Source organism: Mycolicibacter sp. MU0102 (assembly GCF_963378105.1).
GTDB classification, from domain to species: Bacteria; Actinomycetota; Actinomycetes; order Mycobacteriales; family Mycobacteriaceae; genus Mycobacterium; species Mycobacterium holstebronense.
The window spans coordinates 4363362-4389818 of the sequence record NZ_OY726398.1; the positions used below are offsets into that span (position 1 = coordinate 4363362).

General features: G+C 68.0%; 25 protein-coding genes, 1 tRNA gene and 1 other RNA gene. 14 read left to right on the forward strand and 13 right to left on the reverse strand.

Features of this window, described 5'->3' with window-relative positions:
- Window positions 1–33 precede the first annotated feature (33 nt).
- On the reverse strand, window positions 34–1032 hold the full coding sequence (locus RCP37_RS20525) for a DEDDh family exonuclease (protein WP_308484776.1): 999 nt from the start codon (window positions 1030–1032) through the stop codon (window positions 34–36).
- 73 nt (window positions 1033–1105) lie between these two features.
- Here RCP37_RS20525 and RCP37_RS20530 point away from each other — a divergent pair, with 73 nt between their 5' ends.
- The 7 genes from RCP37_RS20530 (at window position 1106) to RCP37_RS20560 (ending at window position 7160) form a co-directional block, all read left to right on the forward strand.
- The gene (locus RCP37_RS20530) at window positions 1106–2326 is read left to right on the forward strand and encodes a Mur ligase family protein (protein ID WP_308484777.1); all 1221 of its coding nucleotides are present in this window, start codon (window positions 1106–1108) and stop codon (window positions 2324–2326) included.
- On the forward strand, window positions 2323–3030 hold the full coding sequence (locus RCP37_RS20535) for a type 1 glutamine amidotransferase (RefSeq protein ID WP_308484778.1): 708 nt from the start codon (window positions 2323–2325) through the stop codon (window positions 3028–3030). The genes RCP37_RS20530 and RCP37_RS20535 overlap by 4 nt, the downstream gene beginning before the upstream one ends.
- Window positions 3031–3043: 13 nt before the next feature.
- Window positions 3044–4324, forward strand: a complete 1281-nt coding sequence (locus RCP37_RS20540; RefSeq protein WP_308484779.1) for a PucR family transcriptional regulator — start codon at window positions 3044–3046, stop codon at window positions 4322–4324.
- A 106-nt stretch (window positions 4325–4430) separates the two neighbouring features.
- Window positions 4431–5654 (forward strand): alkane 1-monooxygenase, encoded by a 1224-nt coding sequence (locus tag RCP37_RS20545; protein WP_308484780.1) that lies wholly within the window; start codon window positions 4431–4433, stop codon window positions 5652–5654.
- A complete protein-coding gene (locus RCP37_RS20550) occupies window positions 5654–5827 on the forward strand; it encodes a rubredoxin (protein ID WP_308484781.1) in 174 nt (57 codons plus the stop codon). The genes RCP37_RS20545 and RCP37_RS20550 overlap by 1 nt, the downstream gene beginning before the upstream one ends.
- Window positions 5824–6006 carry a rubredoxin gene (locus RCP37_RS20555; protein ID WP_024443033.1) on the forward strand — a complete coding sequence of 61 codons (183 nt, stop codon included), beginning with the start codon at window positions 5824–5826 and terminating at the stop codon, window positions 6004–6006. The genes RCP37_RS20550 and RCP37_RS20555 overlap by 4 nt, the downstream gene beginning before the upstream one ends.
- Window positions 6003–7160, forward strand: coding sequence for an NAD(P)/FAD-dependent oxidoreductase (locus tag RCP37_RS20560; RefSeq protein WP_308484782.1), 1158 nt, complete (start codon window positions 6003–6005; stop codon window positions 7158–7160). Before RCP37_RS20555 ends, RCP37_RS20560 begins: the two co-directional genes overlap by 4 nt.
- Here the strand turns inward: RCP37_RS20560 and RCP37_RS20565 are convergent.
- From RCP37_RS20565 to RCP37_RS20575, 3 genes are all read right to left on the reverse strand, one after another.
- Window positions 7157–8005, reverse strand: coding sequence for a type IV toxin-antitoxin system AbiEi family antitoxin (locus RCP37_RS20565; protein WP_308484783.1), 849 nt, complete (start codon window positions 8003–8005; stop codon window positions 7157–7159). The two genes, RCP37_RS20560 and RCP37_RS20565, sit on opposite strands and share 4 nt — an antisense overlap.
- 103 nt (window positions 8006–8108) lie before the next feature.
- Window positions 8109–8720, reverse strand: coding sequence for a recombination mediator RecR (gene recR, locus RCP37_RS20570; RefSeq protein ID WP_308484784.1), 612 nt, complete (start codon window positions 8718–8720; stop codon window positions 8109–8111).
- Entirely contained in the window at window positions 8721–9056 is a 336-nt protein-coding gene (locus RCP37_RS20575; RefSeq protein WP_308484785.1) for a YbaB/EbfC family nucleoid-associated protein, read from the reverse strand. It abuts the gene before it with no gap.
- Window positions 9057–9185: 129 nt separating this feature from the next.
- Here RCP37_RS20575 and RCP37_RS20580 point away from each other — a divergent pair, with 129 nt between their 5' ends.
- Genes RCP37_RS20580 through RCP37_RS20590 form a run of 3 tightly spaced genes read left to right on the forward strand, consistent with a single transcriptional unit; the run spans window position 9186 to window position 12693 of the window.
- Window positions 9186–9950, forward strand: coding sequence for an Rv3717 family N-acetylmuramoyl-L-alanine amidase (locus RCP37_RS20580; RefSeq protein WP_308484786.1), 765 nt, complete (start codon window positions 9186–9188; stop codon window positions 9948–9950).
- A gap of 53 nt (window positions 9951–10003) precedes the next feature.
- A complete protein-coding gene (locus RCP37_RS20585; protein WP_308484787.1) occupies window positions 10004–11383 on the forward strand; it encodes an FAD-binding oxidoreductase in 1380 nt (459 codons plus the stop codon).
- Window positions 11380–12693 (forward strand): class I SAM-dependent methyltransferase, encoded by a 1314-nt coding sequence (locus RCP37_RS20590; protein ID WP_308484788.1) that lies wholly within the window; start codon window positions 11380–11382, stop codon window positions 12691–12693. Before RCP37_RS20585 ends, RCP37_RS20590 begins: the two co-directional genes overlap by 4 nt.
- A gap of 14 nt (window positions 12694–12707) precedes the next feature.
- On the opposite strand, the gene RCP37_RS20595 is transcribed toward RCP37_RS20590, so the two are convergent.
- A complete protein-coding gene (locus RCP37_RS20595; RefSeq protein ID WP_308484789.1) occupies window positions 12708–13940 on the reverse strand; it encodes an FAD-dependent oxidoreductase in 1233 nt (410 codons plus the stop codon).
- 73 nt (window positions 13941–14013) lie between these two features.
- Between RCP37_RS20595 and RCP37_RS20600 the strand changes: the two genes are divergently transcribed.
- Window positions 14014–15327 (forward strand): class I SAM-dependent methyltransferase, encoded by a 1314-nt coding sequence (locus tag RCP37_RS20600; RefSeq protein ID WP_308484790.1) that lies wholly within the window; start codon window positions 14014–14016, stop codon window positions 15325–15327.
- A gap of 4 nt (window positions 15328–15331) precedes the next feature.
- Here RCP37_RS20600 and RCP37_RS20605 read toward each other — a convergent pair whose 3' ends face one another.
- The 4 genes from RCP37_RS20605 to ffs form a co-directional block, all read right to left on the reverse strand.
- The gene (locus RCP37_RS20605; protein ID WP_308484791.1) at window positions 15332–17293 is read right to left on the reverse strand and encodes a DNA polymerase III subunits gamma/tau; all 1962 of its coding nucleotides are present in this window, start codon (window positions 17291–17293) and stop codon (window positions 15332–15334) included.
- A gap of 54 nt (window positions 17294–17347) precedes the next feature.
- Window positions 17348–17950: a CHAP domain-containing protein gene (locus RCP37_RS20610; RefSeq protein WP_308484792.1), complete on the reverse strand. Its 603-nt coding sequence runs from the start codon at window positions 17948–17950 to the stop codon at window positions 17348–17350.
- A gap of 1 nt (window position 17951) precedes the next feature.
- Window positions 17952–19229 carry an aspartate aminotransferase type Ic gene (locus RCP37_RS20615; RefSeq protein WP_308484793.1) on the reverse strand — a complete coding sequence of 426 codons (1278 nt, stop codon included), beginning with the start codon at window positions 19227–19229 and terminating at the stop codon, window positions 17952–17954.
- Between the two features lie 32 nt (window positions 19230–19261).
- Window positions 19262–19356, reverse strand: an RNA gene (gene ffs, locus RCP37_RS20620) — signal recognition particle sRNA small type.
- 102 nt (window positions 19357–19458) lie between these two features.
- Here ffs and RCP37_RS20625 point away from each other — a divergent pair.
- From RCP37_RS20625 to RCP37_RS20635, 3 genes are all read left to right on the forward strand, one after another.
- Window positions 19459–19544, forward strand: a tRNA-Ser gene (locus RCP37_RS20625).
- A gap of 81 nt (window positions 19545–19625) precedes the next feature.
- The gene (locus tag RCP37_RS20630; RefSeq protein WP_308484794.1) at window positions 19626–20354 is read left to right on the forward strand and encodes a lipid uptake coordinator LucA; all 729 of its coding nucleotides are present in this window, start codon (window positions 19626–19628) and stop codon (window positions 20352–20354) included.
- Window positions 20355–20384: 30 nt separating this feature from the next.
- Window positions 20385–21719, forward strand: a complete 1335-nt coding sequence (locus RCP37_RS20635) for a DUF4226 domain-containing protein (RefSeq protein WP_308484795.1) — start codon at window positions 20385–20387, stop codon at window positions 21717–21719.
- A gap of 31 nt (window positions 21720–21750) precedes the next feature.
- Here the strand turns inward: RCP37_RS20635 and RCP37_RS20640 are convergent, their stop codons facing one another.
- From RCP37_RS20640 to RCP37_RS20655, 4 genes are all read right to left on the reverse strand, one after another.
- Complete coding sequence (locus RCP37_RS20640) at window positions 21751–22314, reverse strand: hypothetical protein (protein WP_308484796.1); 564 nt, start codon at window positions 22312–22314, stop codon at window positions 21751–21753.
- Window positions 22315–22324: 10 nt separating this feature from the next.
- Complete coding sequence (locus tag RCP37_RS20645) at window positions 22325–22798, reverse strand: DUF5078 domain-containing protein (protein WP_373693076.1); 474 nt, start codon at window positions 22796–22798, stop codon at window positions 22325–22327.
- A 215-nt stretch (window positions 22799–23013) separates the two neighbouring features.
- Entirely contained in the window at window positions 23014–25914 is a 2901-nt protein-coding gene (locus RCP37_RS20650; protein ID WP_308484797.1) for an MMPL/RND family transporter, read from the reverse strand.
- The gene (locus RCP37_RS20655; RefSeq protein ID WP_308487179.1) at window positions 25911–26333 is read right to left on the reverse strand and encodes an MmpS family transport accessory protein; all 423 of its coding nucleotides are present in this window, start codon (window positions 26331–26333) and stop codon (window positions 25911–25913) included. The genes RCP37_RS20650 and RCP37_RS20655 overlap by 4 nt, the downstream gene beginning before the upstream one ends.
- Between the last annotated feature and the right edge of the window lie 124 nt (window positions 26334–26457).

Consider the following 26457-nt stretch of genomic DNA (forward strand, 5'->3'; position numbering starts at 1 on the left):
CAATTTGGGACACTCGCCGCCCCGGGCGGGGCACTAAAACAGCGAGATCTGATCGCCGGCGACCCCGGTGTCGACGAACTCTTCGATGCCGGTGCCTCCGACGATGCCGCCCGCCCGGCCCACGCACGCCATGAAGTCCTGGTCAGAGACCGTCGGCACGCCCAGCTCGCGCGCCAGGTAGCCCTTGCCCTGCTCGGGGCGGTCCTCGTTGCAGATCACCAGTGAGGTGTGGGCGTCGACGACGTCGCTGTAGGCCAGCCCCACGTGCAGGATGCGTTCGACGAGCTCCTCATGGGTGCGGGTGCACTCCGCCGACAACGCCACCCTCATGCCCTGCACCAGCGGGCGTCCCCGCACGTAGCGGCCCGGGTTGAGGTAGGCGCACGGCATCCGCGACGCCAGCGCCTTCAGCGGCCGTAGTTCCTCGTGGGTGATCCGCCCGTTGGGCCAGCGCCGCCGGGTCACCGGCCGCACCGGCAACCACACATCGCGCTCCCGGGCGCGCTGCAGTGCAGGCTCCAGCACCCCGGCCAGCACCCGTGCATCATCGAGTGCGTCGTGCGCCCGGGTCTGGACGACGCCCCAATGTGCGGCCAGTGACTGCAACCGCAGGTTGGGCAGGCCCAGGTCCAACCGTCGCGCAAGCTCCAGGGTGCACATCACCGAATCGACGGGCAGTACCGCACCGGCCATCTCCGCTTCGGCAGCCAGGAACGTGTAGTCGAACGCCACATTGTGGGCCACCAGGGTGCGCCCCGGCAGCAGCGCGACCACCTCGTCGACGACATCGGCGAACTGCGGCTGCCCGGCCAGCATCTCCGCGGTCAGCCCGTGCACGTGAGTGGGCCCGGGGTCGATGCCCGGATTGACCAGGTGCGACACCGATTGCTCCACCCGACCGTCGGCGTCCAGTGCCAACGCGGCGACGCTGAGCACCCGGGCCTGCCCAGGACGAAACCCCGACGTCTCGACGTCGACCACGACCCAGCCGTCGCCGGGTTCGCGGGCCGGGCGGCCCCACCGAGCACTCATGTGACGAGGATGGCATGCCGGTGTGACCGATCCGGGCCGTCACCGCCCGTGTCGCCGCCTTAAACTCACCGCCATGATCACCGCCCGCGGACGCCTGGCGCTGGCCGCCGGCACGAGTGCCCGGTGGGCGTCGCGAGTGACCGGCCGCGGTGCCGGCGCGATGATCGGCGGTCTGATCGCGATGACCCTGGACCGATCGATCCTGCGTCAGCTCGGCGCGGGGCGACGCACCGCGATCGTCACCGGCACCAACGGCAAGTCGACCACCACCCGCATGCTCGCGGCCGCGCTGAGCGACCTGGGCGCGGTGGCCACCAACTCCGAGGGCGCCAACATGGACGCCGGGCTGGTGGCGGCGTTGGCCGCCGACCGGACCGCTGGGCTGGCGGCGCTCGAGGTCGACGAGATGCACGTCCCGCACGTCTTGGACGCAGTAAATGCCGCGGTAGTCGTTTTGCTCAACCTGTCTCGGGATCAGCTGGACCGGGTCGGCGAGATCAATGCCGTGGAGCGCGCGCTGCGCACCGGCCTGGCCCGTCATCCGCAGACGGTGGTAGTCGCCAACTGCGACGACGTGCTGATGACCTCGGCCGCCTACGACTCCCCCAACGTGGTCTGGGTCGCCGCCCGCGCCGGCTGGTCGGGCGACTCGGTCAGTTGCCCACGCAGCGGCGAGGTGATCGACCGCCACGAGGACCACTGGCGCTCCACCGGTAGCGAGTTCAGCCGGCCCACCCCGCAATGGTGGTTCGACGACGACTCGCTCTACGGGCCGGACGGTCTGGTGCTACCGATGCGACTGGCCCTGCCCGGCACCGTCAATCGGGGCAACGCCGCCCAGGCCGTGGCGGCCGCCGTCGCGCTGGGCGCCGATCCGGCCAAAGCCGTCGCAGCGGTTTCCGCGGTCGACGAGGTGGCCGGCCGCTACCGCAGCGTGCAGGTCGGCGACCACACGGTGCGGATGCTGCTGGCCAAGAACCCCGCCGGCTGGCAGGAAGCCCTGTCGATGGTCGACAAGCACGCCGCCGGAGTGGTGATCGCCGTCAACGGGCAGGTGCCCGACGGCGAAGACCTGTCCTGGCTGTGGGACGTGCGCTTCGAGCACTTCGAAGAGGTGCCGGTGGTGGCGGCCGGCGAGCGCGGAACCGACCTGGCGGTGCGGCTGGGCTACGCCGGTGTGCAACACACCCTGGTGCACGACACCCTCGCCGCGATCGCATCCTGCCCACCCGGTCCGGTCGAGGTGGTCGCCAACTACACCGCGTTCCTGCAATTGCAGCGGAGGTTGGCATGACCGTGCGGATCGGGCTGGTGCTGCCCGACGTGATGGGCACCTACGGTGACGGCGGCAATGCGGTGGTGCTGCGGCAGCGACTGCTGCTGCGCGGGATTCCCGCCGAGATCGTCGAGATCACCCTGGCCGAAGCGGTGCCCGAGTCCTTGGACCTCTACACCCTGGGCGGCGCCGAGGACTACGCCCAGCGGCTGGCCACCCGGCACCTGATCACCCACCCGGGTCTGCAGCGCGCGGCGGCGCGGGGAGCGCCCGTGCTGGCGATCTGCGCGGCCATCCAGGTGCTGGGGCACTGGTATGAGACCTCGGCCGGTGAGCGGGTCGAGGGGGTCGGGTTGCTCGACGTGACCACCTCTCCGCAGGAGTCGCGCACCATCGGCGAGGTGGTCGCCACGCCGCTGCTGGCGGGGTTGTCGGCGCCACTGACCGGCTTCGAGAACCACCGCGGCGGCACCGTGCTGGGGCCGGACGCCTCGCCGCTGAGCGCGGTCACCAAGGGCGCCGGCAACAGGGCCGGCGACGGCTACGACGGTGCGGTGCAGGGCAGCGTCGTCGCCACCTACCTGCACGGGCCGTGCCTGGCCCGCAACCCGGAACTGGCCGATCTGCTGCTGTCGAAGGTGGTCGGCGAGCTGGCGCCCCTGGAACTGCCGGAAGTGGACGTGTTGCGCCGCGAACGGCTGGCTGCGCCCCGGCGGGTCTGACTACGGTCGGACCATGACCGATCAGAGCGCCCCGGATGCCCCAGTGGCTGAGGCCGCGATCGCAATCTCCCAGCGCCTCTACGATCGCCTGGCCGAGACCATCGGGGTCATCGAGGATCTGGTCGCCAAGGAGTCACCGGACCTCACCAGCGACTCGTCGCTGCTGCAGCTGCTGCACGAGACCGTGTCGGCGAACGTCGACACATACTTCTCGGCGATCCGCCACAACATTCCGGTGGCTGACATCGCGGCACCACCGGTAGCCCTGGAACACGCGCGCCGGCTGGCGCAGCGCGGGGTGCCGGTCAACGCGTTGGTGCGCGGCTATCGGCTGGGCCACTCGGTGGCACTGCAATTGGTGCTGGCCGAGATCCGTTCCGCCGAACTGGATCCGGACCTGAGTCTGAGCGTCCTCGGCACTATGTCGGCGCTCATGTTCGGCTATATCGACGAGATGTCGCAGCAGGTGTCCGCCGTCTACCAAGCCGAGCGGGAACGCTGGCTGGAAAGTCGAAATGCGGTGCGCGCGTTGCGTGTCCGCGACATCCTTGCCGATGAGAGCAGCGACGTCGACGCGATGACAACAGCGATCCGTTACCCGCTACGGCGCACCCATGCCGCGATCGTGGTGTGGTACCCCGATTCGGCCGGCGACCGACTGGCCGCCGCGGAGGGTTTTATCAAGCACCTCGCCGAGTCGCTGCCGGTGCAAGGGGCACCGCTGTTCGTCCCGGCCGACAGCGCATGCGGGTGGGCGTGGCTTCCGCTGCCCTCGGACGCCACAGACGATGTGGTGGAACAGATCCGCGCCTGCGCACTCGCCGCGGAAGGCGAGCCGTGGGTGGCGATCGGTGATCCGCTGCCCGGCGTCGAGGGTTTCCGCCGATCGCACCAGCAGGCCCTGGCGGCCCACGCCCTGGCGGTCGCCTCCGGCGCTACCGCGAACCGGGTCAGTGCGGCCGGGGACCCCGGACTGTCCGCGGCGGCGCTACTCGGCGGGGACAACCTGACCGCCGCGCGGGCCTGGGTCGCCGAGGTGCTCGGCCCGCTGGCCTGTGCGACCGAGAGCGACGGCCGGCTGCGCGACACCCTGCGGGTGTTCCTGCGCACCGGATCGAGCTTCAAGGCGGCCGGCGAGCAACTGCATTTCCATGTCAACACCATGAAATACCGGGTGCAACGGGCCGTCGAGCGGCGCGGGCGCCCGATCGCCGACGATCGCCTGGACGTCGAGATCGCCTTGCTGCTGTGTCAGTGGTACGGCGCCGCGGTGTTGTCTTCCGGGGACGAATAGCCGGCCGAATTCCGGCCGCGCGGGACGAGCGGCGAGGCTGCGGCGCTACCTAACGTCAGGCACATCCGAAAACACATGGTGTGACCGAGGCGAGGGGTTGAACGCGATGAGCACCGAGATGGCCAGCGAACCGAAGCTCTGGCAGGACAAGAAACGTCACCTGTGGCTGCTGGGCCTGGTGGTGCCCACCATGCTGTTTCTGGTGTTGCCGCTGGTCTGGGCGCTGAACCAGGCCGGCCTGCACATCGCGGCACAACTGCCGTTGTACATCGGGCCGATCCTGCTCTACGTGCTGCTGCCGGCGCTCGACCTCTGGATCGGCGCCGACGGGCAGAACCCGCCCGATGAGGTGATGGCGGCGCTGGAGAACGACAAGTACTACCGCTACGCCACCTACGCCTACATCCCCTTCCAGTACGCCAGCGCCATCTTCGGCGCCTACCTGTTCACCGCCTCGGACCTGGGCTGGCTCGGCTTCGACGGGTCGCTGGGCTGGCTGGGCAAGATCGGGGTGGCGCTGACCACCGCGACGGTCGCCGGAGTCGGCATCAACACGGCCCACGAGCTGGGCCACAAGCGCGAGTCGCTGGAGCGGTGGCTGGCCAAGATCACCCTGGCCCAGGTCTGCTACGGCCACTTCTACGTCGAGCACAACCGCGGCCACCACGTCCGGGTGGCCACCCCCGAAGACCCGGCGTCGGCCCGCTTCGGTGAGACATTCTGGGAGTTCCTGCCGCGCAGCACTTTCGGCGGCATTCGCTCGGCGTGGGAGCTGGAGGCCCAGCGGGTCCGGCGGACCGGCAAGAGCCCGTGGAACCCGCGGACCTGGGCGGACAACGACGTGGTCAACGCGCTGGCGATGTCGGTGCTGTTCTGGGGCGTGATGATCGCCGTGTTCGGCGTCGCGCTGCTGCCCTACGTGCTGATCAACGCCATCTACGGGTCGTCACTGCTGGAGTCGGTGAACTACCTCGAGCACTACGGGCTGGTGCGCCAGAAGCAACCCACCGGACGTTACGAGCGCTGCACACCGCAGCACAGCTGGAACTCCGACCACATGGTCACCAACCTGTTCCTCTACCACCTGCAGCGGCACAGCGACCACCACGCCAACCCCACCCGGCGCTACCAGACTTTGCGCAGCTTCGACGACTCGCCGAACCTGCCGGCCGGCTACGGGGCGCTCATTGGGGTGACCTACTTCCCGACGGTGTGGCGCAAGCTGATGGACCACCGGGTGCTCGAGCACTATGCCGGCGACATCACCCGGGCCAACATTCACCCGCGGGTGCGCGGCAAGGTGCTGGCTCGCTACGGGGCAGCCGCCTGATGGCCGTTTACAGGTGCCCGGGCTGCGGCTACCTCTACCACGAGGCCAACGGGGAGCCCCGCGAGGGATTCCCGGCCGGCACGTCCTGGCAGCAGATCCCCGATGACTGGACCTGCCCGGACTGCGCGGTACGCGAAAAGCTGGATTTCGAACCGATCGGAGTGAACTCATGAGCGACTACAAACTGTTCCGGTGCCTGCAGTGCGGCTTCGAATACGACGAGGCGCTGGGTTGGCCGGAGGACGGCATCGAGCCCGGCACCCGCTGGGCCGACATCCCCGAGGACTGGAGCTGCCCGGACTGCGGCGCGGCCAAGGCCGACTTCGAGATGGTGGAAGTGGTCCGGCCGTGAGCGGGGTGCTCATCGTCGGGGCCGGCCTGGCCGCGGTTCGCACCGCCGAACAGCTTCGCCGCAACGGCTTTGGCGACCCGATCACGATCGTCGGCGCCGAAGAGCACCCGCCGTATGACCGACCACCGCTGTCCAAGCAGATGCTGCGCGGCGAAGTGGATGATGTTGCGTTGAAGCCGGCGAGTTTCTACGAGAACAACAGCATCACCCTGCGCCTGGGTGTCCCCGCTATTGGTTTCGACGCCGGGGCGCACACCGTGGAGCTGGCCGACGGACAGCTGCTGGGCTACGACCAGTTGGTGATCGCCACCGGCCTGGTGCCCAACCGCATCGCGGCGTTTGGCGATCTGGACGGCCTCTGCGTGCTGCGCTCGCTCGACGACTGTGTGGCGCTGCAGCGCCGGGCCGCGAGCGCACGCCGCGCCGTGGTGATCGGCGCCGGCTTCATCGGATGCGAGGTCGCGGCCAGCCTGCGCGGTCTGGGAGTGCAGGTGACGCTGGTGGAGCCGCAGCCCGCGCCGCTGGCCGGCGTGCTGGGCGAGCAGGCCGGGGCACTGATCGCCCGGCTGCACCACGATGAGGGCGTCGACGTGCGCACCGGTGTGGCAGTTGAGTCCATCTCCGGCGGCGACGGCGTCGAGTCGGTGACGCTGTCCGACGGATCGGTGATCGAGGCCGACCTCGTGGTGGTCGGGATCGGATCACGCCCGGCCAGTGACTGGTTGACCGGCAGCGATGTCGAGGTGGCCGACGGTGTGGTCTGCGACGCGGTCGGGCGTACCAGCGCCCGGGATGTGTGGGCGGTCGGCGACGTGGCGTGCTGGGACGGTAACCGCGTCGAGCACTGGAGCAACGTCGCCGATCAGGCGCGGACCCTGGTGGCGGCGATGCTGAACTCCGAAGCGGTGGTGAGCCCTGGGGTGCCCTACTTCTGGAGCGACCAATACGACGTCAAGATCCAATGCCTGGGACGGCCACGAGCCGGCGACACCGTGCACGTGGTCGATGATGACGGTCGCCGCTTCCTGGCCTACTACGAGCGTGACGGGGTGCTGGTCGCGGTGGTGGGCGCGGGTATCCCGGAGAAGGTGCGGGCGGCCCGCGCCGGGATCGCCGCTGGGGTGGCGATCGCCGACGTGCTGGCGCCGGTCTAGGGACGCCAGCCGCGGGCGTGTAGCGCCTCGGTGACGCGGCGGATGGTCGCTTGGGGGTTGTCCTCGTTGATCACCTGGATGTTGATCCAGCCCAGGCGTTCCAGCTTGCGCTGGCGCTGGCGGTCTTTGACGTACTGCGCGCGATCTTTTTGATGGTGTTCCCCGTCGTATTCGGCGGACACCTTGTAGTCCTCCCATCCCAGATCAAGCCAGGCGAACGGCCAGTACCCCCGCTCGATCACCGGGATCTGGGTGGTCGGAGTCGGCAGGCCCGCGTCGATAAGCAGTAGCCGCAGCCAGGACTCCTTGGGTGAGGCGGCGCCGGCGTCGACGAGCGGAAGTGCCGCCCGCAGCCGTCGTAAACCGCGGGCGCCTTGGTGGTGCTTGGCGATCAGGATTACATCCTCAGCGCTGAACGGGGTGGCTCTGGCGAGGGCGTCCAGCCGGGCGATCGCCTTGCCTCGCGGCAGGTGCCGGGCCAGGTCGTAAGCGGTGCGCGCGGGGGTGGTGACCCGGATCCGGCCGACGTGGGTGACCTCGTCGTCGCGCAGGTTTTCGTCGCGAACGATCAGGCCCCGCGGCGGCCGGGTATTCGACCAGATCAGCTCGATCGGGATATCCACGTCCACCCACCTGGCGCCGTGTAAGGCGGAGGCGGCCACCCCTGCGATCACGCCTTGGCGTCCAGACCGCAGCCAAGCCCCTTCGATCCGGTCGCGCAGCGTCAGCTGATGTGTCTTCGGCACATAGACGTCGCGGAAGATCGCCCGGTGCCAGCGACGCAGTTCATAGTCGGTGAGCCGGCCGTGCGCCAGCGCTTCGCTGCCGATGAAGACCTCGCCCATGTCCAGATACTGCCGACGGACACCGACACCCCACGCGAGTCTGTAGTTAGCGCGAAGAAGTGCGAGTAGTGACCGCGATAACTACAGGCTCGCGGGAGAGGGGCTAGGCCATGGCGCGGCGGCCGGTGAAGGCCCGGCCCAAGGTCAGCTCATCGGCGAACTCCAGGTCGCCGCCCATCGGCAGCCCGGACGCCAAACGCGTCACGCTGAGCCCGGGAATGTCGCGCAGCACCCGCACCAGATAGGTGGCGGTGGCCTCACCCTCGGTGTTGGGGTCGGTGGCGATGATCACCTCACTGACGTCCACCCCATCGACCCGCTCCCCGACCCGATTCAGCAGCTCACGCACCCGCAGTTGCTCGGGGCCGATCCCCGACAAGGGATCCAGCGCGCCGCCGAGCACGTGGTAACGGCCGCGGAACTCCCGGGTGCGTTCGATGGCGGCGACGTCCTTGGGCTCCTCGACGACGCAGATCTGGGCGAAGTCGCGGCGCGGGTCCCCGCAGATCCGACAGCGCTGCGCATCAGCGACGTTGCCGCACACCTCGCAGAACTGCACGCCGTCGCGGACCTTGGTGAGCACCGCGGTGAGCCGGTCGATCTCCGGCGGCTCGACCGACAGCAGGTGAAACGCGATCCGCTGGGCGCTCTTGGGGCCGATGCCCGGCAGCTTGCCCAGCTCGTCGATCAGGTCCTGAACCGGACCCTCAAACACCTAGGCTCCCGGCATGCCGAGCGCGCCGCCCATGCCGCCGGCCAGCGGCGACAGCCGCTGCTGGGCCAGCGTGTGCGCCTTCTTGGAGGCGTCCGCGAGCGCTCCCACGATCAAGTCCTGCAGGGTCTCGATGTCCTCGGGGTCGACGACCTTCGGGTCGATGTGCACCGCGAGCACTTCGCCGCCGCCGTTGGAGGTGACCTTGACCAGGCCGTTTCCGGCTTCCCCGTGCACTTCGGTGACGGCCAGCTCCTGCTGCGCCTGCAGCAGTCGTTGCTGCATCTGCTGAGCCTGGGCCAGCAGCGCCGACATGTCGGGCGGGCCTCCTGGTTGCATGACACTCCCCTTGCTTGGTCGTCTTCAAGTCGTGTGCGTGGTCTCGACTGGGTTGCGGCTTGGTTTCAGCTGCGAGACCCGGTGCGTGTGAGAATTCCAGCGTAGTCGGCCCCGGCCTACGTTGGCGGCGTGCGCGTACCAGTTCTTGTCCGTGTCGGTATCGCGATCACCACCGGCCTGGTGGTGGCCGCCGCGGTGCCGAGCGCCCCGATGTCCTTCGCCGCCCCCGCCAACATCGCCGGCATGATCGTGTTCCTCGACCCCGGCCACAGCGGCGCGGGCGACCCCGCCGCCCTGTCGCGTCAGGTGCCTAACGGCCGGGGCGGCACCAAGAACTGCCAGACCAGCGGCACCGCGACCAACTCCGGCTATCCCGAGCACAGCTTCACCTGGGATACCACGCTGCGGATCCGCCAAGCCCTCAATTCCGCCGGCGTTCGCACCGCGATGTCGCGAGGTGACGACAACGGGCCGGCTCCGTGCATCGACGCACGGGCCGCGGCGGCCAATGCGCTGCACCCCAATGCCATCGTGTCCATCCACGCCGACGGCGGGCAGCCCGCCGGCCGCGGATTCCACGTCAACTACTCCGCACCCCCGCTGAACCCGGCCCAGGAGGGCCCGGCGGTGCGGTTCGCCCAGATCATGCGCAGCCAGTTGCAGGCCGCGGGCATTCCGCCGGCCAACTACATCGGCACCGACGGCTTGAAGGGTCGCGCCGACCTCGCCGGGCTCAACCTGGCCGAATACCCGTCGGTCTTGGTCGAGCTCGGCAACATGAAGAACGCAACGGATGCGGCCTTGATGGAGAGTCCGGCGGGCCGCCAGCGCTACGCCGATGCCGTGGCGCGCGGCATCGCCAGTTTCCTGAGCGCTCAGACACAAGTGCCCTAACTCGCAGCGCTGCGGCGTGCACGCCCGCCGATCCGCCGTTAGCGTGGGAGGTGATGTCCGTTCGGCCGGCCGATACACCGACATCCCACGTGCGGGGGGTGCGCCGGCTGCTGGACAGCTACCGGAGCATCCCCGCCGACGAATCGGTCCGGCTGGCCAAGCCCACCTCCAACCTGTTTCGGGCGCGCGCGAAGCGCCAGGCGCCCGGTCTGGACACCTCGGGCCTGGTGAGCGTCATCGCCGTCGACCCGGAGAACCGCACCGCCGACGTCGACGGCATGTGCACCTATGAGGATCTGGTCGCCGCCACCCTGCCCTACGGCCTGGCGCCGTTGGTGGTCCCGCAGCTAAAGACGATCACCGTCGGCGGTGCGGTCAGCGGCCTGGGAATCGAGTCGGCGTCGTTCCGCAACGGGCTGCCGCACGAGTCGGTGCTGGAGATGGACGTGCTCACCGGCGACGGCGAGCTGCTGACGGTATCGCGCGACCAGCACGAGGATCTGTTCCACGCGTTTCCGAATTCCTATGGGACGCTGGGGTATTCGACACGACTGCGGATCGAACTGGAGGACGTCAAGCCGTTCGTCGCGTTGCGGCACATCCGTTTCGATTCCCTGGACGAGCTGGTCTCGACGATGGACCGCATCATCGACACCGGCGGGCTCGAAGGCGTTCCGGTGGACTACCTCGACGGCGTGGTGTTCAGCCCCCGGGAGAGCTACCTGTGTGTCGGTATCGCGACCGACTCCCCCGGCGCGGTCAGCGACTACACCGGCCAGCAGATCTACTACCGCTCGATCCGGCACGCACATGGGATCAAAGACGACCGGCTGACCATCCACGACTACCTGTGGCGCTGGGACACCGACTGGTTCTGGTGCTCGCGCGCGTTCGGCGCGCAGCGTCCCCTGGTGCGACGGTGGTGGCCGCGACGCTATCGGCGCAGCAGTGTCTACTCGAAGCTGATCGCCTACGACCAGCGCTTCGCCATCGCCGACCGGATCGAGAAGCGGCATCACCGCCCGCCTCGTGAGCGAGTGGTGCAGGACATCGAGGTCCCACTGGAACGCTGTCGGCAATTCCTGGACTGGTTCTTCGCTCACGTCCCGATCGAGCCGGTGTGGTTGTGCCCGCTGCGGCTGCGCGGCGACGAGGAGTGGCCGCTGTACCCGATCCGGTCCAATCGCACCTACGTCAACGTCGGATTCTGGTCGTCGGTCCCGGCCGGCGCCACCGAGGGAGCCACTAATCGACTGATCGAGGCCCAGGTGAGCGAGCTCGACGGCCACAAGTCGCTGTACTCCGACTCCTACTACACCGCCGCGGAGTTTGACGAGCTCTACGGCGGTGAAACCTATCGGAGGATCAAGAAGACTTACGACCCCGACTCGCGGCTACTGGACCTCTACGCCAAGGCGGTGCGACGACGATGACGATCGACAGCGAGCAGGTACGCACTCCGACCGGCAGATTGAGCCTGGCCCAGGTGCTGGAGACCCTGGCCACCGACGGACACCTGCCGCTGCGCTTTACCGCCTACGACGGCAGCAGCGCCGGCCCCGAGGACGCACCCATGGGCCTAGACCTGTTGACCCCGCGCGGCACCACGTATCTGGCCACCGCCCCGGGCGACCTGGGAATGGCCCGGGCCTACATCTCCGGTGACCTGGGGCTGCACGGCGTGCACCCAGGGGATCCCTATCGGCTGCTCAAGGCACTGGCCGACGAGCTGCACTTCAAACGCCCCTCGCCCAGAGTGCTGGCCAACATCGTGCGCTCGATCGGGATCGAACATCTGGTGCCGATCGCCCCGCCACCCCAAGAGGCACTGCCCCGGTGGCGACGTATCGCGGAAGGATTGCGACACAGCAAGTCTCGGGATGCCGAGGCGATCCATCACCACTACGACGTGTCCAACACCTTCTACGAGTGGGTGCTGGGGCCCTCGATGACCTACACCTGCGCGGTCTATCCGACCCCGGATGCGACGCTGGAGCAGGCCCAGGAGAACAAGTACCGGCTGATCTTCGACAAGCTGCGGTTGAGCCCCGGCGACGTGCTGCTCGACGTGGGCTGCGGCTGGGGCGGCATGGTGCGCTACGCGGCGCGGCACGGGGTGCGCGCCATCGGCGCGACGCTGTCGGCCGAGCAGGCCCAGTGGGCGCAGCGCGCGATCACCGACGCCGGCCTATCCGACCGAGCCGAGGTGCGGCACTGCGACTACCGCGACGTCGGCGAATCCGGATTCGACGCGGTTTCCTCGATCGGGATGACCGAACACATCGGCGTGGCCAACTACCCCGCCTACTTCGGATTCCTCAAGTCCAAGCTGCGCCCCGGCGGCCTGCTGCTCAACCACTGCATCACCCGGGCGGACAACAAATCCAGTGTGACCGCGGGCGATTTCATCGACCGCTATGTGTTCCCCGACGGGGAGCTGGCCGGATCCGGCCGGATCATCAGCGAGATCCAAGACGTCGGCCTCGAGGTACTGCACACCGAGAACCTGCGCACCCACTACGAGCTGACCCTGCGCGACTGGTGCGCCAACCTGGTGGCGCACTGGGACGACGCCGTGGCCGAGGTCGGGCTGGCCACTGCCAAGGTGTGGGGCCTATACATGGCTGGTTCCCGGCTGGGCTTCGAGCACAACGGTATTCAGCTTCATCACGCGCTGGCGGTCAACGGTGGCGGGGCCATAGAAGGCGCCGTCCTGCCGCTGCGGCCGTGGTGGCGGCCCTAACGGCCCTAACGGCTCTAGCTGCTCTGGCGGCGGGCGAAAGCCGGGGCCCGCTCCGGGCGCACGCCCACACCGACCAGGTAAGCCGGAATCGCCGAGAGCCAAGGCAACATCGCGAACAGCTTTCCCACGCTCGCCGGCGGGCTGAGGTTCTGGCCGCGCAGGATGGGGTTCAGCGCTCGGTGCGCTGCCCGCTGCACCGATTGGGTCACGACGGTGGGCAGCTCCCGACGTCGCTGTACGGCGGCCAGATCCCGGGCGGTCACCCGCCCTTGCCGTAGCGGCTCGGCCAAGATGGTCGCAGCGGCCACCGCATCCTGCACCGCCAAATTGATGCCGACCCCACCCACCGGCGACATGGCGTGCGCGGCATCGCCTATGCACAACAGCCCATCAATGCTCCAGTGCCGCAGCCGATTCACCCGCACGTCAAGGTGTTTGACGTCGTCCAGGCTCTGCAGCGCCCCCACCGAATCCGCGGCCTCGGGAATGAGCTCGACCACGTCGCGACGGAATCCCTCGATACCGCGCGCCCGCTTGTCCGCGTCGGTGCCCTTGCGCCCCAGGTAGGCGACCTGAAAGTAACTGTCGCGCGGAATCATGATGGCGGCCCGGCCCGGCCCGAGGCGGGGCAACAGGGTGGGCTGGGCGGCGCGGTCGTTCGGTAGCCGGAACCACCACACATCGAAGTTCACCGGAAACTCCCGCGAGTGCAGGCCCGCCTCATGCCGCGCGACCGACCAGCGCCCGTCGCAGGCCACCGTGAGATCGGCACGCAGTTCGCCGGTGCCCTCGGCATCGCGGTAGCGCACTCCGGCCACCCGACCGTTCTCGTGCAGCAACCCCGTGACCTCGGTCTGCATTCGCAAGGTGAACGTCGGCTCGGTCTGCGCGGACTCGGCGAGCAGGTTGAGCAGGTCCCACTGCGGCACCATCGCGACGTAGGGGTGCGGCTGGCGGCGCAATCGGCCGAAGTCGACCACCGTGACGTCGCGCCCGGCCACGTCGAGGCTGACCTGGTGGATCTCGCTGTGCGCCAGCGTCGCGAAGCGCTCCCAAAGCCCGAGTTCATCGAGGAGTCGCAGGGTGGTGGGGTGCACGGTGTCGCCGCGGAAATCGCGCAGGAAGTCGGCGTGCTTCTCCAGCAGCGTCACCTGCACACCGGCCCGGGCCAGCAACAACCCGAGAACCATGCCTGCCGGTCCGCCACCGACAATCGCGCAGGTGGTTGCTTCGGTCCTATTGCCCATTGCGGTGCCACGTTACGCGGGTTTGAGGTGGCGCCCGGGCGGTTATCCGCATCTGGGCAAGGGGGGTTTCATCATGACGGCCAAAACGCTCATCAAAGGCACGAAGACCACTACGAACGGCAAGCTCGGTTTGGCCGAGGTTCTGATGCTCCTGGCGGGCGGAGGTCAGCCACCGCTGAAGATCTCCGCCTACGACGGAAGCTGCGTCGGGCCCAGCGACGCGGAGCTGGGTGTCGATCTACTGAACCCGCGCGCCACCGCCTATCTGGCCACGTCACTCGGTCAGCTCGGGATCGCCCGCGCCTACGTCGCCGGCGACTTGGAGCTGCGCGGCGTGCATCCCGGCAATCCGTACCCGGTGCTCAACGCCATGGCGGATCTGGAGTTCAAGCACCCGTCGCCGCGCGAGTTGGCCAATATCGTCCGGTCCATCGGGCTGAAGAACCTGAAGCCGATCCCGCCGCCGGCGGAGGAAGCCCCACCCCGATGGCGTCGTACCGCGGAGGGACTGCGGCATTCCAAGGCTCGCGACGCCGACGCGATCCATCACCACTACGACGTCTCCAACACCTTCTACGAGTGGGTGCTCGGTCCGTCGATGACCTACAGCTGTGCGATCTACCCCAATCCCGGTGCGAGCCTGGAGGAAGCGCAGGAGAACAAGTACCGGTTGATCTTCGAAAAGCTGCGCCTGCAATCCGGCGACCGGCTGCTCGATGTGGGCTGCGGCTGGGGCGGCATGGTGCGCTACGCCGCCCGCCGCGGCGTGCAGGCGCTCGGGGTGAGCCTGTCGACCGAGCAGGTCGAGTGGGCACGTACGGCGATCGCCGACGAGGGACTCACGGGCCTGGCCGAGGTGCGGCACTGCGACTACCGCGATGTCCGCGAGGACGGGTTCGACGCCATTTCATCGATCGGGGTGAGCGAGCACATCGGGGTGAAGAACTACCGCTCCTACTTCGGCTTCCTCAAGTCGAAGTTGCGCACCGGCGGGCTGCTGCTCAATCAATGCGTGACGCTGCCGGACAACTCGATCTACCGCGGCGACGCCTTCACCGACCGCTACGTCTTCCCCGACGGCGAGATCACCGGCTCTGGCCGAGTGATCTCCGACATCCAGCAGACCGGGCTCGAAGTGCTGCACGAGGAGGACTTCCGCCACCACTACGCGATGACGCTGCGGCAGTGGAACCGCAACCTGGTGTCGCACTGGGACGAGGCCGTCGCCGAGGTCGGGCTGGGCCGGGCCAAGGTGTGGGGGCTGTACATGGCGGCCTCGGTGCTGTGCTTCGAACGCAACCTGTTCCAGTTGCATCAGGTGTTGGCCAGCAACGTCGACGGGGATGGCGACGACGACCTGCCGCTGCGGCCTTGGTGGCAGCCCTAGCCGATCAGTCGCCGCTGATCCGGCGGGCGCCCAGCTCGTTCTGCAACAACTCCAGGGCCACTTCTTCGGGATCGCGACGAGGCGGGGCACCGGAAGCGTCCGCCGTGTTTTCCAAAGCCTCGGCCAGCATGGCCTCCTCGTCGGCGCGGCGCGCCGACTCCACGTCGACCTGAGCGGGCGCCGCCGACTGGCCCGCGTCCGGAGCCGGTCCGCCGGCCTCGCAGCGCACCCGCCAGTTCACCCCGAGGGCATCCTTGAGCGCCTCGACGATGACGTCGGCGTTGCGCTGCTCGGAGAGCCGCCGGGCCAGTGGGGCGGACTCGTGGCTGAGCACCAGGGTGTTCCCGTCCACGGTGCGCACCGTTGCGCCGGCGAGCATCACCTCGGTGGTGCGGCTGCGCTGACGAACCTTGTCGCGCACCGTGGTCCACATCGCGCGCACGGCGGCGGCATCGGGCTCGCCCGGGGTCACCGCTGCAGCGGGCGCAGGCGCCGGCGGCGCCGCAGTGGGTTCCGGTTCGGGCTGGGGCGCGGGGGCCGGCGCGGGTGGGGCAGCGGGTTCGGGTTCGGGCACCGGCGCGGCGGGTGCCGGCACCGGCTCGGGAGTGGAGGTGGCGGCGGGCACCGGCGCAGGCGCGGGCGCGGGGGCAGATCCGGGCTCAGCGGCCCGGGCAGAGCGACGGGTGAACTGCTTGCCGGGCGCTGCGGCGGGTGCCGCTTGCGTGGCGGCAGCGGCCGGGGCCGGCGCGCTGGCGGCGGGGGCGGCCCCGGTCCGCGCGGGTGCCGCCGGGATCGACATGTCCAGTCGGCCCTCGATGCGCTCAACCCGTTGCAGCAGTGCGGCTTCGGTGTCGGCGGCCGACGGCAACAGCAGCCGGGCGCACACCACTTCCAGCAGCAACCGGGGAGCAGTCGCGCCGCGCATCTCGCCCAGACCGGCGTGCACCACCTCGGCATAGCGGGCCAGGGTCGCCGGACCCAGCCGAGCGGCCTGCTCGTACATGCGTTCCAGCATGTCCTCGGGCGCGTCGACGACACCCTTGGCGACCGCGTCGGGGACCGCCTGCAGCACGATCAGGTCCCGGAACCGCTCCAGCAGGTCAATGGCGAACCGGCGCGGGTCGTGGCCGGCGTCAACGACCGCCTCCACCGCTCCGAACAGCGAGGCGGCGTCCCCGGCGGCCAAGGCGTCGACCGCCTCGTCGATCAGCGCGACATCGGTGGCCCCCAACAGACCCAGCGCCCGTTGATAGTGGACATGGTCAGTGCCGGTCTCGTCCTTCTCCGAGCCGGCCAGCAGCTGGTCGAGCACCGAGAGGGTGTCACGCGGCGAGCCGCCACCGGCCCGGATCACCAAGGGAAACACCGCGTCGTCGACGGCGACGTTCTCCTGCGCGCAGATCCGGCCGATCAGCTCCCGCATGGTGCGCGGCGCAAGCAGCCGAAACGGGTAGTGGTGGGTGCGCGACCGAATGGTCGGCAGTACCTTCTCCGGCTCGGTGGTGGCGAACACGAAGATCAGGTGGTCGGGCGGCTCCTCGACAATCTTGAGCAACGCGTTGAAACCCGCCGTGGTCACCATGTGCGCTTCGTCGATGATGAAAATCCGGTACCGCGACTGGGCGGGCGCGTAAAAGGCGCGGTCTCGCAGATCACGGGTGTCGTCGACGCCGCCGTGGCTGGCCGCGTCGAGTTCGACGACGTCGATGCTGCCCGGGCCGTTGGGAGCCAACGCCACGCACGAGTCACACGTTCCGCAGGGTGTCGGGGTCGGCCCCTGCGCACAGTTCAGCGACCGGGCCAGGATGCGCGCCGACGAGGTCTTGCCGCAGCCGCGAGGTCCGGAGAACAGGTAGGCGTGGTTGATCCGGCCCGCCGACAACGCGGTGCACAGGGGTTCGGTGACGTGCTCCTGCCCCACCACTTCGGCGAAGGATGCCGGCCGGTATTTGCGGTAGAGCGCCACGCCAGCAGGGTACTTGCTCGGCCCGACGACGGTGCAGGCCCGGCAGCCGAAGTGCTACGCCTTCGGGCGCAGATACCCCAGTGTGTTCCACATGGGGCTGACGTCACGCCAGTTCAGCGTCACGAACAACCGGCCGCTGGAGTTCTGTTCGGCGACCTCGTACTGAAGCAGGCTGCCGCTGCCGCGCACGGCCGTCACGACCCCGGCATGCCCGTGTTCACTGACGTACCCACCGGGGCCGTAGACTACGACGTCCCCGACCCGCGGTGCGTTCAGACCGCCGTCGAACGGCACCTGGTCGAAGTATTGGCCCAGACCATTGGTGGGGAAATGCTCGTAGAGATCGAAGGCATTGCCGCTGGGGTCTCTATTTCGCCATGAACCCAGCGCCTGAATGTATTGCTGCACGAGCGGATAGCACTGGCCATCGCCGTACATCACCGGATTTCCCAGTGCGCCCTCGGCGGCATCGTGGCGGAAGGCGTCGAGTTGTTCGGCGGCCCTCGGCGGCAATAATTCGCCGCCGTCAGGCCCGACCTCGCTCGCCGGCACCGGCTTCGGTTCGACGGGCGGACCCGGCAGTGCGTACGCCGCCGGTACCGGGCCCAACATCACGAAAGCTGCCGCCAACACCGTGCGGCCCCAAACGCCCGCCATGTCAGCCCAGCAGGTGCTCGGCGGCGGCCAGCAGCGCACAGGTGGCCAGACCGTCGACGGCATTGCGCAGGTCCTCGGTGGACGGGAACGACGGGGCGATCCGGATGTTCTTGTCCTCGGGGTCTTTGCGGTATGGGAACGACGCACCGGCTTCGGTGACCGCGATGCCGGCATCCTTGGCCAGCGCCACGGTGCGCCGGGCGGTGCCCGGCCAGACATCCAGGCTGATGAAGTAGCCGCCCTTGGGGTCGGTCCACGACGCGATCTTGGAGTCACCGAGCCGGTTCTCCAGGATCTCGGCGGCTAACTCGAACTTGGGCGCCAGGATCTCTTGGTGGCGGCGCATGTGCACCCGCACGCCGTCAGCGTCGCCGAAGAACCGCAGGTGACGCAGCTGGTTGACCTTGTCCGGGCCGATCGAGCGCTTCCCGGCGTACTGCAGGTACCAGGCGATGTTGCCCAGCGAGCCACCGAAGAAGCTGACGCCGGCACCGGCGAAGGTGATCTTCGAGGTGGAGGCGAACACGTACGGCCGGTTCGGGTTTCCGGCGGCCGCGGCCAGCCCCAGCACATCGATCTGGTGGGGGAACTCGGTGGTCAGGGTGTGCACCGCGTAGGCGTTGTCCCAGAACAGCCGGAAGTCGGGCGCGGCGGTCTTCATCTGCACCAGCCGGCGCACGGTCTCCCAGGAGTAGGTGATGCCGGTCGGGTTGCCGAACACCGGCACCGTCCACATGCCCTTGATGGCCGGGTCGGCGGCGACGAGTTCTTCGATCAGGTCGACGTCTGGGCCGTCCTCGCGCATCGGGACCGGGATCATCTCGATGCCCAGGGTCTCGGTGATCGCGAAGTGCCGGTCATAGCCGGGCACCGGGCACAGGAACTTAACGCCCTGACTCTCGTCTTTCCAGGGCCGCGGCGAGTCCACGCCGCCGTGCAGCATCGAGTAGACGACGACGTCGTGCATGAACTCGAGGCTGGCGTTGTTGCCGGCGATCAGGTTGGGCACCGCGATGCCGAGCAGCTCCCCGAAGATGGAACGCAGCTCGGGCAGACCATGCAGGCCGCCGTAGTTGCGGGTGTCGGTGCCGTCGTCGCCGCAGTAGTCATCCGGGCCAGGCAGGGCCAGCAGGCCGTTGGCCAGGTCGAGCTGCTCAGGCGCCGGCTTACCGCGGGTGAGGTCCAGTGAGAGCTTCTTGGCCTGCAGCTCGGCGTAGTCCCGCTGGTAGCGCTCATATTGCGCGGTCAGGTCGGCACGGTGGAGGGTATGCAGCGACACGGGTGCGCCTTTCGACGTCGAAGGCTCGACATATAAGGGGACCCCGCGCACCCGCCAGAGCCCATTGACCCTTGCTGCCTTCCGGCCCTGGGGGAGTTCACAGGATGGACGCCGCGCGGGGTCCACGGGCAAGTCTAGCGGTCCAGCACAGCGCGGCGACGCGGGGCGGGAAGCCGGGCAGGAAGAGGAGTGCGCAGAGCACCCAAGGGACTCAGCTACCATTGCCGACGGAGGATTCGCCTAGTGGCCTATGGCGCTCGCCTGGAACGCGGGTTGGGTTAATAGCCCTCAGGGGTTCAAATCCCCTATCCTCCGCACCCGATTCAGGTGCGGCCGGACCGAAAGATCAAGGTCCGGTCGCACCTGAATCACTAGCCGACGAGCATGGGAGGTGGCGTGAGTCGTACCGTCGCCACGGTTTGGCACGCGTCGCTCTCGACTCTCGCCGCCATCCTGTATTTCCTCTTTGTCCTGCCGCGGTGGTGGGAGCTGACCGGCTTCAGCCCGCACGTGCTGGGCACCGTGATGCGAGTCCTCCTCGGACTCCTGGTCGGGGCGACGGCCCTGCCGGTGGCAGCGGTGTTGAAGCAGTCCCGCAAGCCCGAGTACGGCACCCCGCAGCTTGCGCTGTCGCTGCGGACCGGCTCGATCGTGGCGCACCTGGTGGCCGCAGCGTTGATCGCCGGCACCGCGGTCAGTGAGATCTGGTTGTCGCTGGACAGCTTCGGCGTCTGGCTGTTCGGGATCTATGGGGCCGCAGCCGCGATCGCCCTGTTGGGAATCGGTGCGTTCTACCTGACGTTCGTCGCCGAACTGCCGCCCCCGCCGCCCAAACCGATCAAGCCCAAGGCCGAAAAGCAGCCCAAGAAAGAGCGCCGGCGGGGCAAGAAGTCCGGCGACGACGAGGCTGAGGACGCTGAGGACTCCGGGGACGCCGACACCTACGAAGAATCGGGCGACGAGTCCGACGACGACGCTGAAGCTGATGCTGACGCCGCGGTTGATGACGAGCCTGAAGCCACTGAGATCGTCGAGTCGACGGGCGACGAAGCGAGCGAGCCGGCTTCAACCGGCGAGGACAAGCTGCGGCCGTCCGGCAAGCGCCGGGCGAAAAAGGACCAGTAAGCCCAATCCGGCCCGGCTACCCTGTTCGCTATGGCCGAGAACCTCGGTGCCTTCGCGGATGCGGCGCGCGCGCGTGAAGAGGAACTCGCGAACCGGCTGGCCACATCGGTAGCAGCGGACAAAGAGCTCCAGACGGTCCTGCAGCAGGCCGTCCGCAACGCAGTGAGTTCACGGCAACGCCTCGACGCCATCGAGGCCGAGATCCGCGAGTCGGCCGCCACCTGGCCAGGACTGGACACCCCCGCCGGTTCCCGCCAGTTCCAGCGGTTCCTCACCGCCAAGACCCGCGAGATCCACCGGGTGGTCTCCGACGCCGCCGCCGACAGCCGGCACCGGGCGCAGCTGGCGCAGACCCTGACCAACCATTACAAGTTGGGCAGCGGTGAGGACGGCCAGGACCCCCATATCCGGCTGGTGGACAACACGATTCCAGCTGATAGCCAGCAGCCCCGCGATCCCACCATCGCCGGCGTGGGCAGCCCGCCCATGCCGGAGAAGCAGGACGGTTCGCCGTATGACCTGGGCGCGACAATCCCGGGCACCGGCATCGTCATCACCGGCGACCCGGAGAGCGGCCACCCCCGCCTGCACACCCCCGGCAAGCCCGCCATCGATAATCCGTTCCCCGTCGACGAGGGCTTTCGGGCATTGCCGACCGGGACCGCCGTCGGCCCCGACGGCCAGCAATACGCCTTTTACAGTGTGCGGCCCTACGGGCTCGGCACCTCACCGGACAACTACATCGCGCCCGAATCGCGGGTCCAGAATCTGGCCGATCCGGCAACGGATTTGGGGCCGCTGCTGGGCACCCCGCTCGGCTCGGACACCAAGGTGGGCATCTCCCAGGCCAGCGGCGTCTACGACCCGGCATCGGGAACCATGATGATCGTCGGCAACGTCGGACAGGACGGTCAGCGCGCCCTGTGGCAGTCGGCCCCGGTCGCCGCCGGTGACCCGCCGAATGCCTGGATGAACAGCCTGCACGAGGTCGGCACCTTCAACAATCTCGGTCCGGCCGATCGGGAGAATCAGATTGTGTCGCTGCCCCAGGGCGGGTATCTGTTGACCAGCGCCAGCGACGATGGCCAGGTCGTGGGCGTGGCCGCGGGCAGCCCGCAGGGACTGCTGCAAGCTCCCTCGCAGGATCTCACCGGCCCCGGATTCATCCCGAGCCCCGGTAATGAGCCGGCCGTCCCCTACGGGCCGAGCATCGTCAACATCGAGACGCTTCCCAACGGGCAAGAGCAGGTCACGATGCGGGTCAGCACGTGGCCCAGGCCTGAGGGCTGGCCGAGTGGGCCAGATGCCCCGCCACCGCCCTATCACCCACGGACCTACACCACCACGTTCAACGTCAACCCGTAGCGCAGGACGGCCCTGCAAGGCCCGAGAATCTCTAGAACGCCGTGCTGCCCGACGGGCTCAGCACGAAGCCGTGATGCCCCAGCGAGGTGTCCAGGCAGGCGACAAGCTGGTCGGTGCCCACCGCGCAGGTGACGTTGCCGTACGACAACTTCTGCCCGACGCCCAGGAAGGCTCCGTTGGAGAATTGGCGGCCGCAGCCGGTCGATTCGCGGTTCAGCCGCAGCCCCGCCGCGCCCTGCGAGCGCACCGTCCCGATCACACAGCCGCCCGGCACCGGGGCGCCCGAGCCCAGCGGCGCGTTGGCCAAGCCCGGCATGTCGCCGTCGCACATGATGGCCTGCGACGACCCCGCGGGCGGGTCGACGGCGTCGAATTGGCAGGCGACGTTGTAGGGCGTGGAGAAGTTCACCCAACGCCCCGGCCCCTTGGGGCCCGTCGAGATGTAGTTGTCCACCGGGACCGCGGTGAAGTCGTCGAAGTTGGGGAACCCCGCCGGTTGCGCGCTCGCAGGTGATCCCGGGGCCCCGAGAAACAGGCCGCCCGCCGCGCCGGCGACGAGCAGAGCCCGCATGACTCGACGGGTGGAACCGTTCATCGGTCTCCTGTTACGGCTTGGGGGCCCAGTCCCACACCGACATGTCGTCGCGCGGGTACTGACTGCAGGCCTCGGTCGACTTGGCGACGACGCCCTTGTTGTTGAAGAAGATCTTGGCGTGGTTGGGCCACGACACCGTCAGCGGGTCGGCGAAGTTGGTCGCCAACTCCTCGGAGTAGGCCCGGCGCTGATCGGGGTTCAGCGAGAAGAACCAGTGCATCTTGTCGATGGTGGCCTGCTGGACCTGGACCGGCTTGTTGTGCATGTCGATCATGTAGCGCTCGTAGTAGATCGGCGACAGGTCGCGGCTGGCGGCCAGCATCTGCTCGGCACTGCAGTCGGTGCGAATCACGCGACGCGGGATCGGGAAGTCGTCGGTCGCGTCGGCGGAGGCGGTGGCGGGCAACAGCACCGCGGCCACGGCTGCGCCGGCGGCGGCAGCGGTCACGACGATGCCCCGCAGAATCGAGCGGTGCGTACGCATGGAGTCCACTGTAGCCATTCCCCCGGTCCTTTCACTCATCAGTTTTCGGACGCTAAACCCGCCGGTGAGACCGCTGAGCCGGGTGAAGCAGGTGAGGCGAAAGCGCCGGCAAATGGCCACTTCGCCATCCGAACTCAGTAAGCAATGCTACATAACTTTAGTCATGCTACCTAATTGGTTTTCTGGGCCCTGAGCATGCGATCGCTCACATTCGGCTACCCCTTGTGGGCCAGCTCCTCGGTAGCATCCCCTCGCGCAAGGGCGGCCGCTTCTCGATGCCGGGCCGCTTTCCCGCCGACGTGCGGCAGCACATTGATCGGCCACCAGAACCAGCGCCCCAGCAACGCCGCGATCGACGGAGTCATGAACGCCCGCACGATCAACGTGTCGAACATCAGCCCCAACCCGATGGTGGTGCCGATCTGCCCGATGATGCGCAGGTCACTGACCGCCATCGACGTCATGGTGAAGGCGAACACCAGCCCGGCCGAGGTGACCACCTTGCCGGTGCCGCCCATCGCCCGGATGATGCCGGTGTTGAGTCCGGCGTGGATCTCCTCTTTGAGCCGGGCGACCAGCATCAGGTTGTAGTCCGACCCCACCGCCAGCAAGACGATCACGCTCATCACCAGGACCAGCCAGTGCAGCTGCATACCGACGAGGTACTGCCAGAACAGCACCGAGAGCCCGAACGACGCCCCCAACGACACGGCCACCGTGCCGACGATCACCAGCGCGGCGATCAACGCGCGGGTGATCAACAGCATGATGATGAAAATCAGGCACAGCGAGGCGATTCCGGCGATCAGCAGGTCATAGTTGGAGCCGTCGTGCATGTCCTTGAACAGCGATGCGGTTCCGCCCAGATAGATCTTGGCGTCCTCGAGCGGCGTGCCCTTGAGAGCTTCCTCGGCGGCGACACGGATCTTGTCGATGTGCGAAATGCCTTCGGCGGTAGCCGGATTACCCCGGTGGCTGATCATCATCCGCACAGCCTTGCCGTCCGGGGAGATGAACATCTTCATCGCGCGCTTGAAGTCCGGGTTCTCGAACACCTCCGGCGGCAGGTAGAACGAGTCGTCGTTCTTGGACTCGTCGAACGCCTTGCCCATCGCGGTGGCGTTGTCGCTCATCTCGTCCATCTGGTCGAAGATGCCGGACATGGTGCTGTGCATCGTCAGCATCATGGTCCGCATGGTCTCCATGGTGTCGATCATCGGCGGGAAGGTGGTCAGCATCTGCGGCATCAGCGCATCCATGTCGCCCATGTGCGCGATCATCTTGTCCATGCTCTCGCTCATCGGATCGACGCTGTCGACCATGTCGAACGCCGAGCGCAGCGAGAAGCAGATCGGGATGTCGTAGCAGTGCGGTTCCCAGTAGAAGTAGTTGCGAATCGGCCGCCAGAAGTCCTCGAAATCGGCGATATGGTCGCGGATCTCATAGATCTGGGCCTGTAGGTCGTCCATGTCGACGACCATCTCGTGGGTGATGCCGGCCAATTGGCTCATGTGGCCGTACATCTGGCGCATGGTGGCGATGGTCTGGGCCATCGCCTCGGCCTGGGTGAGCATGTCGTCCATGCGCTTCTTCTGGAACTGCATGGTCTGCAGCTGACCGGCGTTCTGCATGCTGATCTGGAACGGGATCGAGGTGTGCTCGAGCGGGGTGCCCTGCGGACGGGTGATCGCCTGCACCCGGGAGATCCCGACGACCTTGAACACCGCCTTGGCCAGCTTGTCGATGACCAGGAAGTCCGACGGGTTGCGCATGTCGTGGTCGGACTCGATCAGCAGCACCTCGGGCAGCATCCGGGACTGGGAGAAGTGCCGGTCCGCTGCGGCGAAACCTTCATTGGCCGGGATGTCGGTGGGGATGTACTTGCGGTCGTCATAAGCCGGTTGGTAGCCGGGCAGCGTCAGCAGGCCGACCGCCGCCACCGCCAGCGAGGCCACCAGCACCGGTCCCGGCCAGCGGACGATCACCGTCGCCACCCGCCGCCAGCCGCGGGTGCTGGTGGCGCGCTTGGGGTCGAACAGGCCGAATCGGCTGCCCACGGTGATGACCGCCGGCCCCAGGGTCAATGCCGCGGCGACCGAGACGAGCATGCCCACCGCACACGGGATGCCCAGCGTGACGAAGTAGGGCATGTGGGTGAAGTGCAGGCAGAACACCGCGCCGGCGATGGTCAGGCCCGATCCCAGGATGACGTGCGAGACGCCCGCGAAGGCGGTGTAGTACGCCGATTCGCGGTCTTCGCCGGCCTGGCGGGCCTCGTGATAGCGGCCGATCAGGAAGATCGCGTAGTCGGTGCCGGCGGCAATCGCCAGCGAGACCAGCAGGTTGACCGCGAACGTGGTCAACCCGACCCAGTGGTGATGTCCCATGAACGCCACCACGCCGCTGGCGGCGTTCAGCTCCATGTAGACCATGCCCAGCAGCAGCCCCACGGTGATGATCGAGCGGTAGACCAGCAGCAGCACGGTCAGGATCACCAGGATGGTGACCAGCATCATCTTGAACATGGACTTGTCGCCGGCGTGGTTCATGTCCTTGGCCAGCGCCGCGGTGCCGGTCACGTAGACCGTCAGCCCGGGCGGGGCCTGGACCGAGTCCACGATCTGGCGAACGGATTCGACGGAGTCGTTCGCAGCCGCCTGGCCGATGTTGCCGACCAGGTTCAGTTGCACGTACGTCGCTCGGCCGTCGGGGCTTTGGGCACCGACGGCGGTCATCGGGTCACCCCAGAAGTCCTGCACGTGCTGGACGTGTGCGGTGTCGGCCTTGAGCTTCTCGACCACTTCGGCGTAGTACTCGTGCTCGGCATCGCCCAGCTCGTGGTCGGCTTCCAGCACGACCATCGCGGTGCTGTCGGAGTCCGACTCCTGGAAGACCCTGCCCATCTCGGTCATCGCCTGCATGGATGGGGCGTCTTTGGGGCTCGCCGAAACGGCGTTCTGCTTACCGACCTCCTCCAGTGGCGGGACGGTGGCGACGAGCACCGCGATCAGCGCCAACCACGCCAGAATGATCGGTATGGCGAACCGGCGGATAGTCCGTGCGATGAAAGGTCGCTGCGGCGCGGTGCCGGCGGCGTGGGCGCTGGGCTGGCTCATGCCGCCTTCAACAGGCAGAAGGTGTAGGCGTTGACCTCGTTGGAGATCCGTTCCGCCTTCACTTCTCCGTCCACGCTGATGCGGCAGCCGATGCTGTTGCTATTGCCTTGGGCCATGAGGCTTCCCACTACCGCGGGAAGGGTGGTGACGATTTCGAGATGCCACGGCAGGACGGCGTCCTGGACGCGTTGCGGTTCGGAGTTGACGTCGAAGTAGCTGATGTCAGCCACCGTTCCTGGCGGGCCGAAGATTTCGTAGGTCAACCGCTTGGGGTTGAACGGTTTGGTTTCGTCGTTCTGACCGTCGGAATAGGAGGGGCGCTTCTCAGAGCCGAACAGGCCGTGGATGCGCGTCACGGCGAATGCGGCGACACAGACCACTGCCAAGATCACCAGGGGTATCCACACCCGGCTCAGCACCTTGAAAATCGGAGTCCCCTTCACCAGACATCTTTGGGTACCCTAACCCACGTCGACGGAGCGTAAGCGCACGCTACAGCACTTCTGAGGACACCTGCAACGCACATAGCGTGCGTTATCCTCG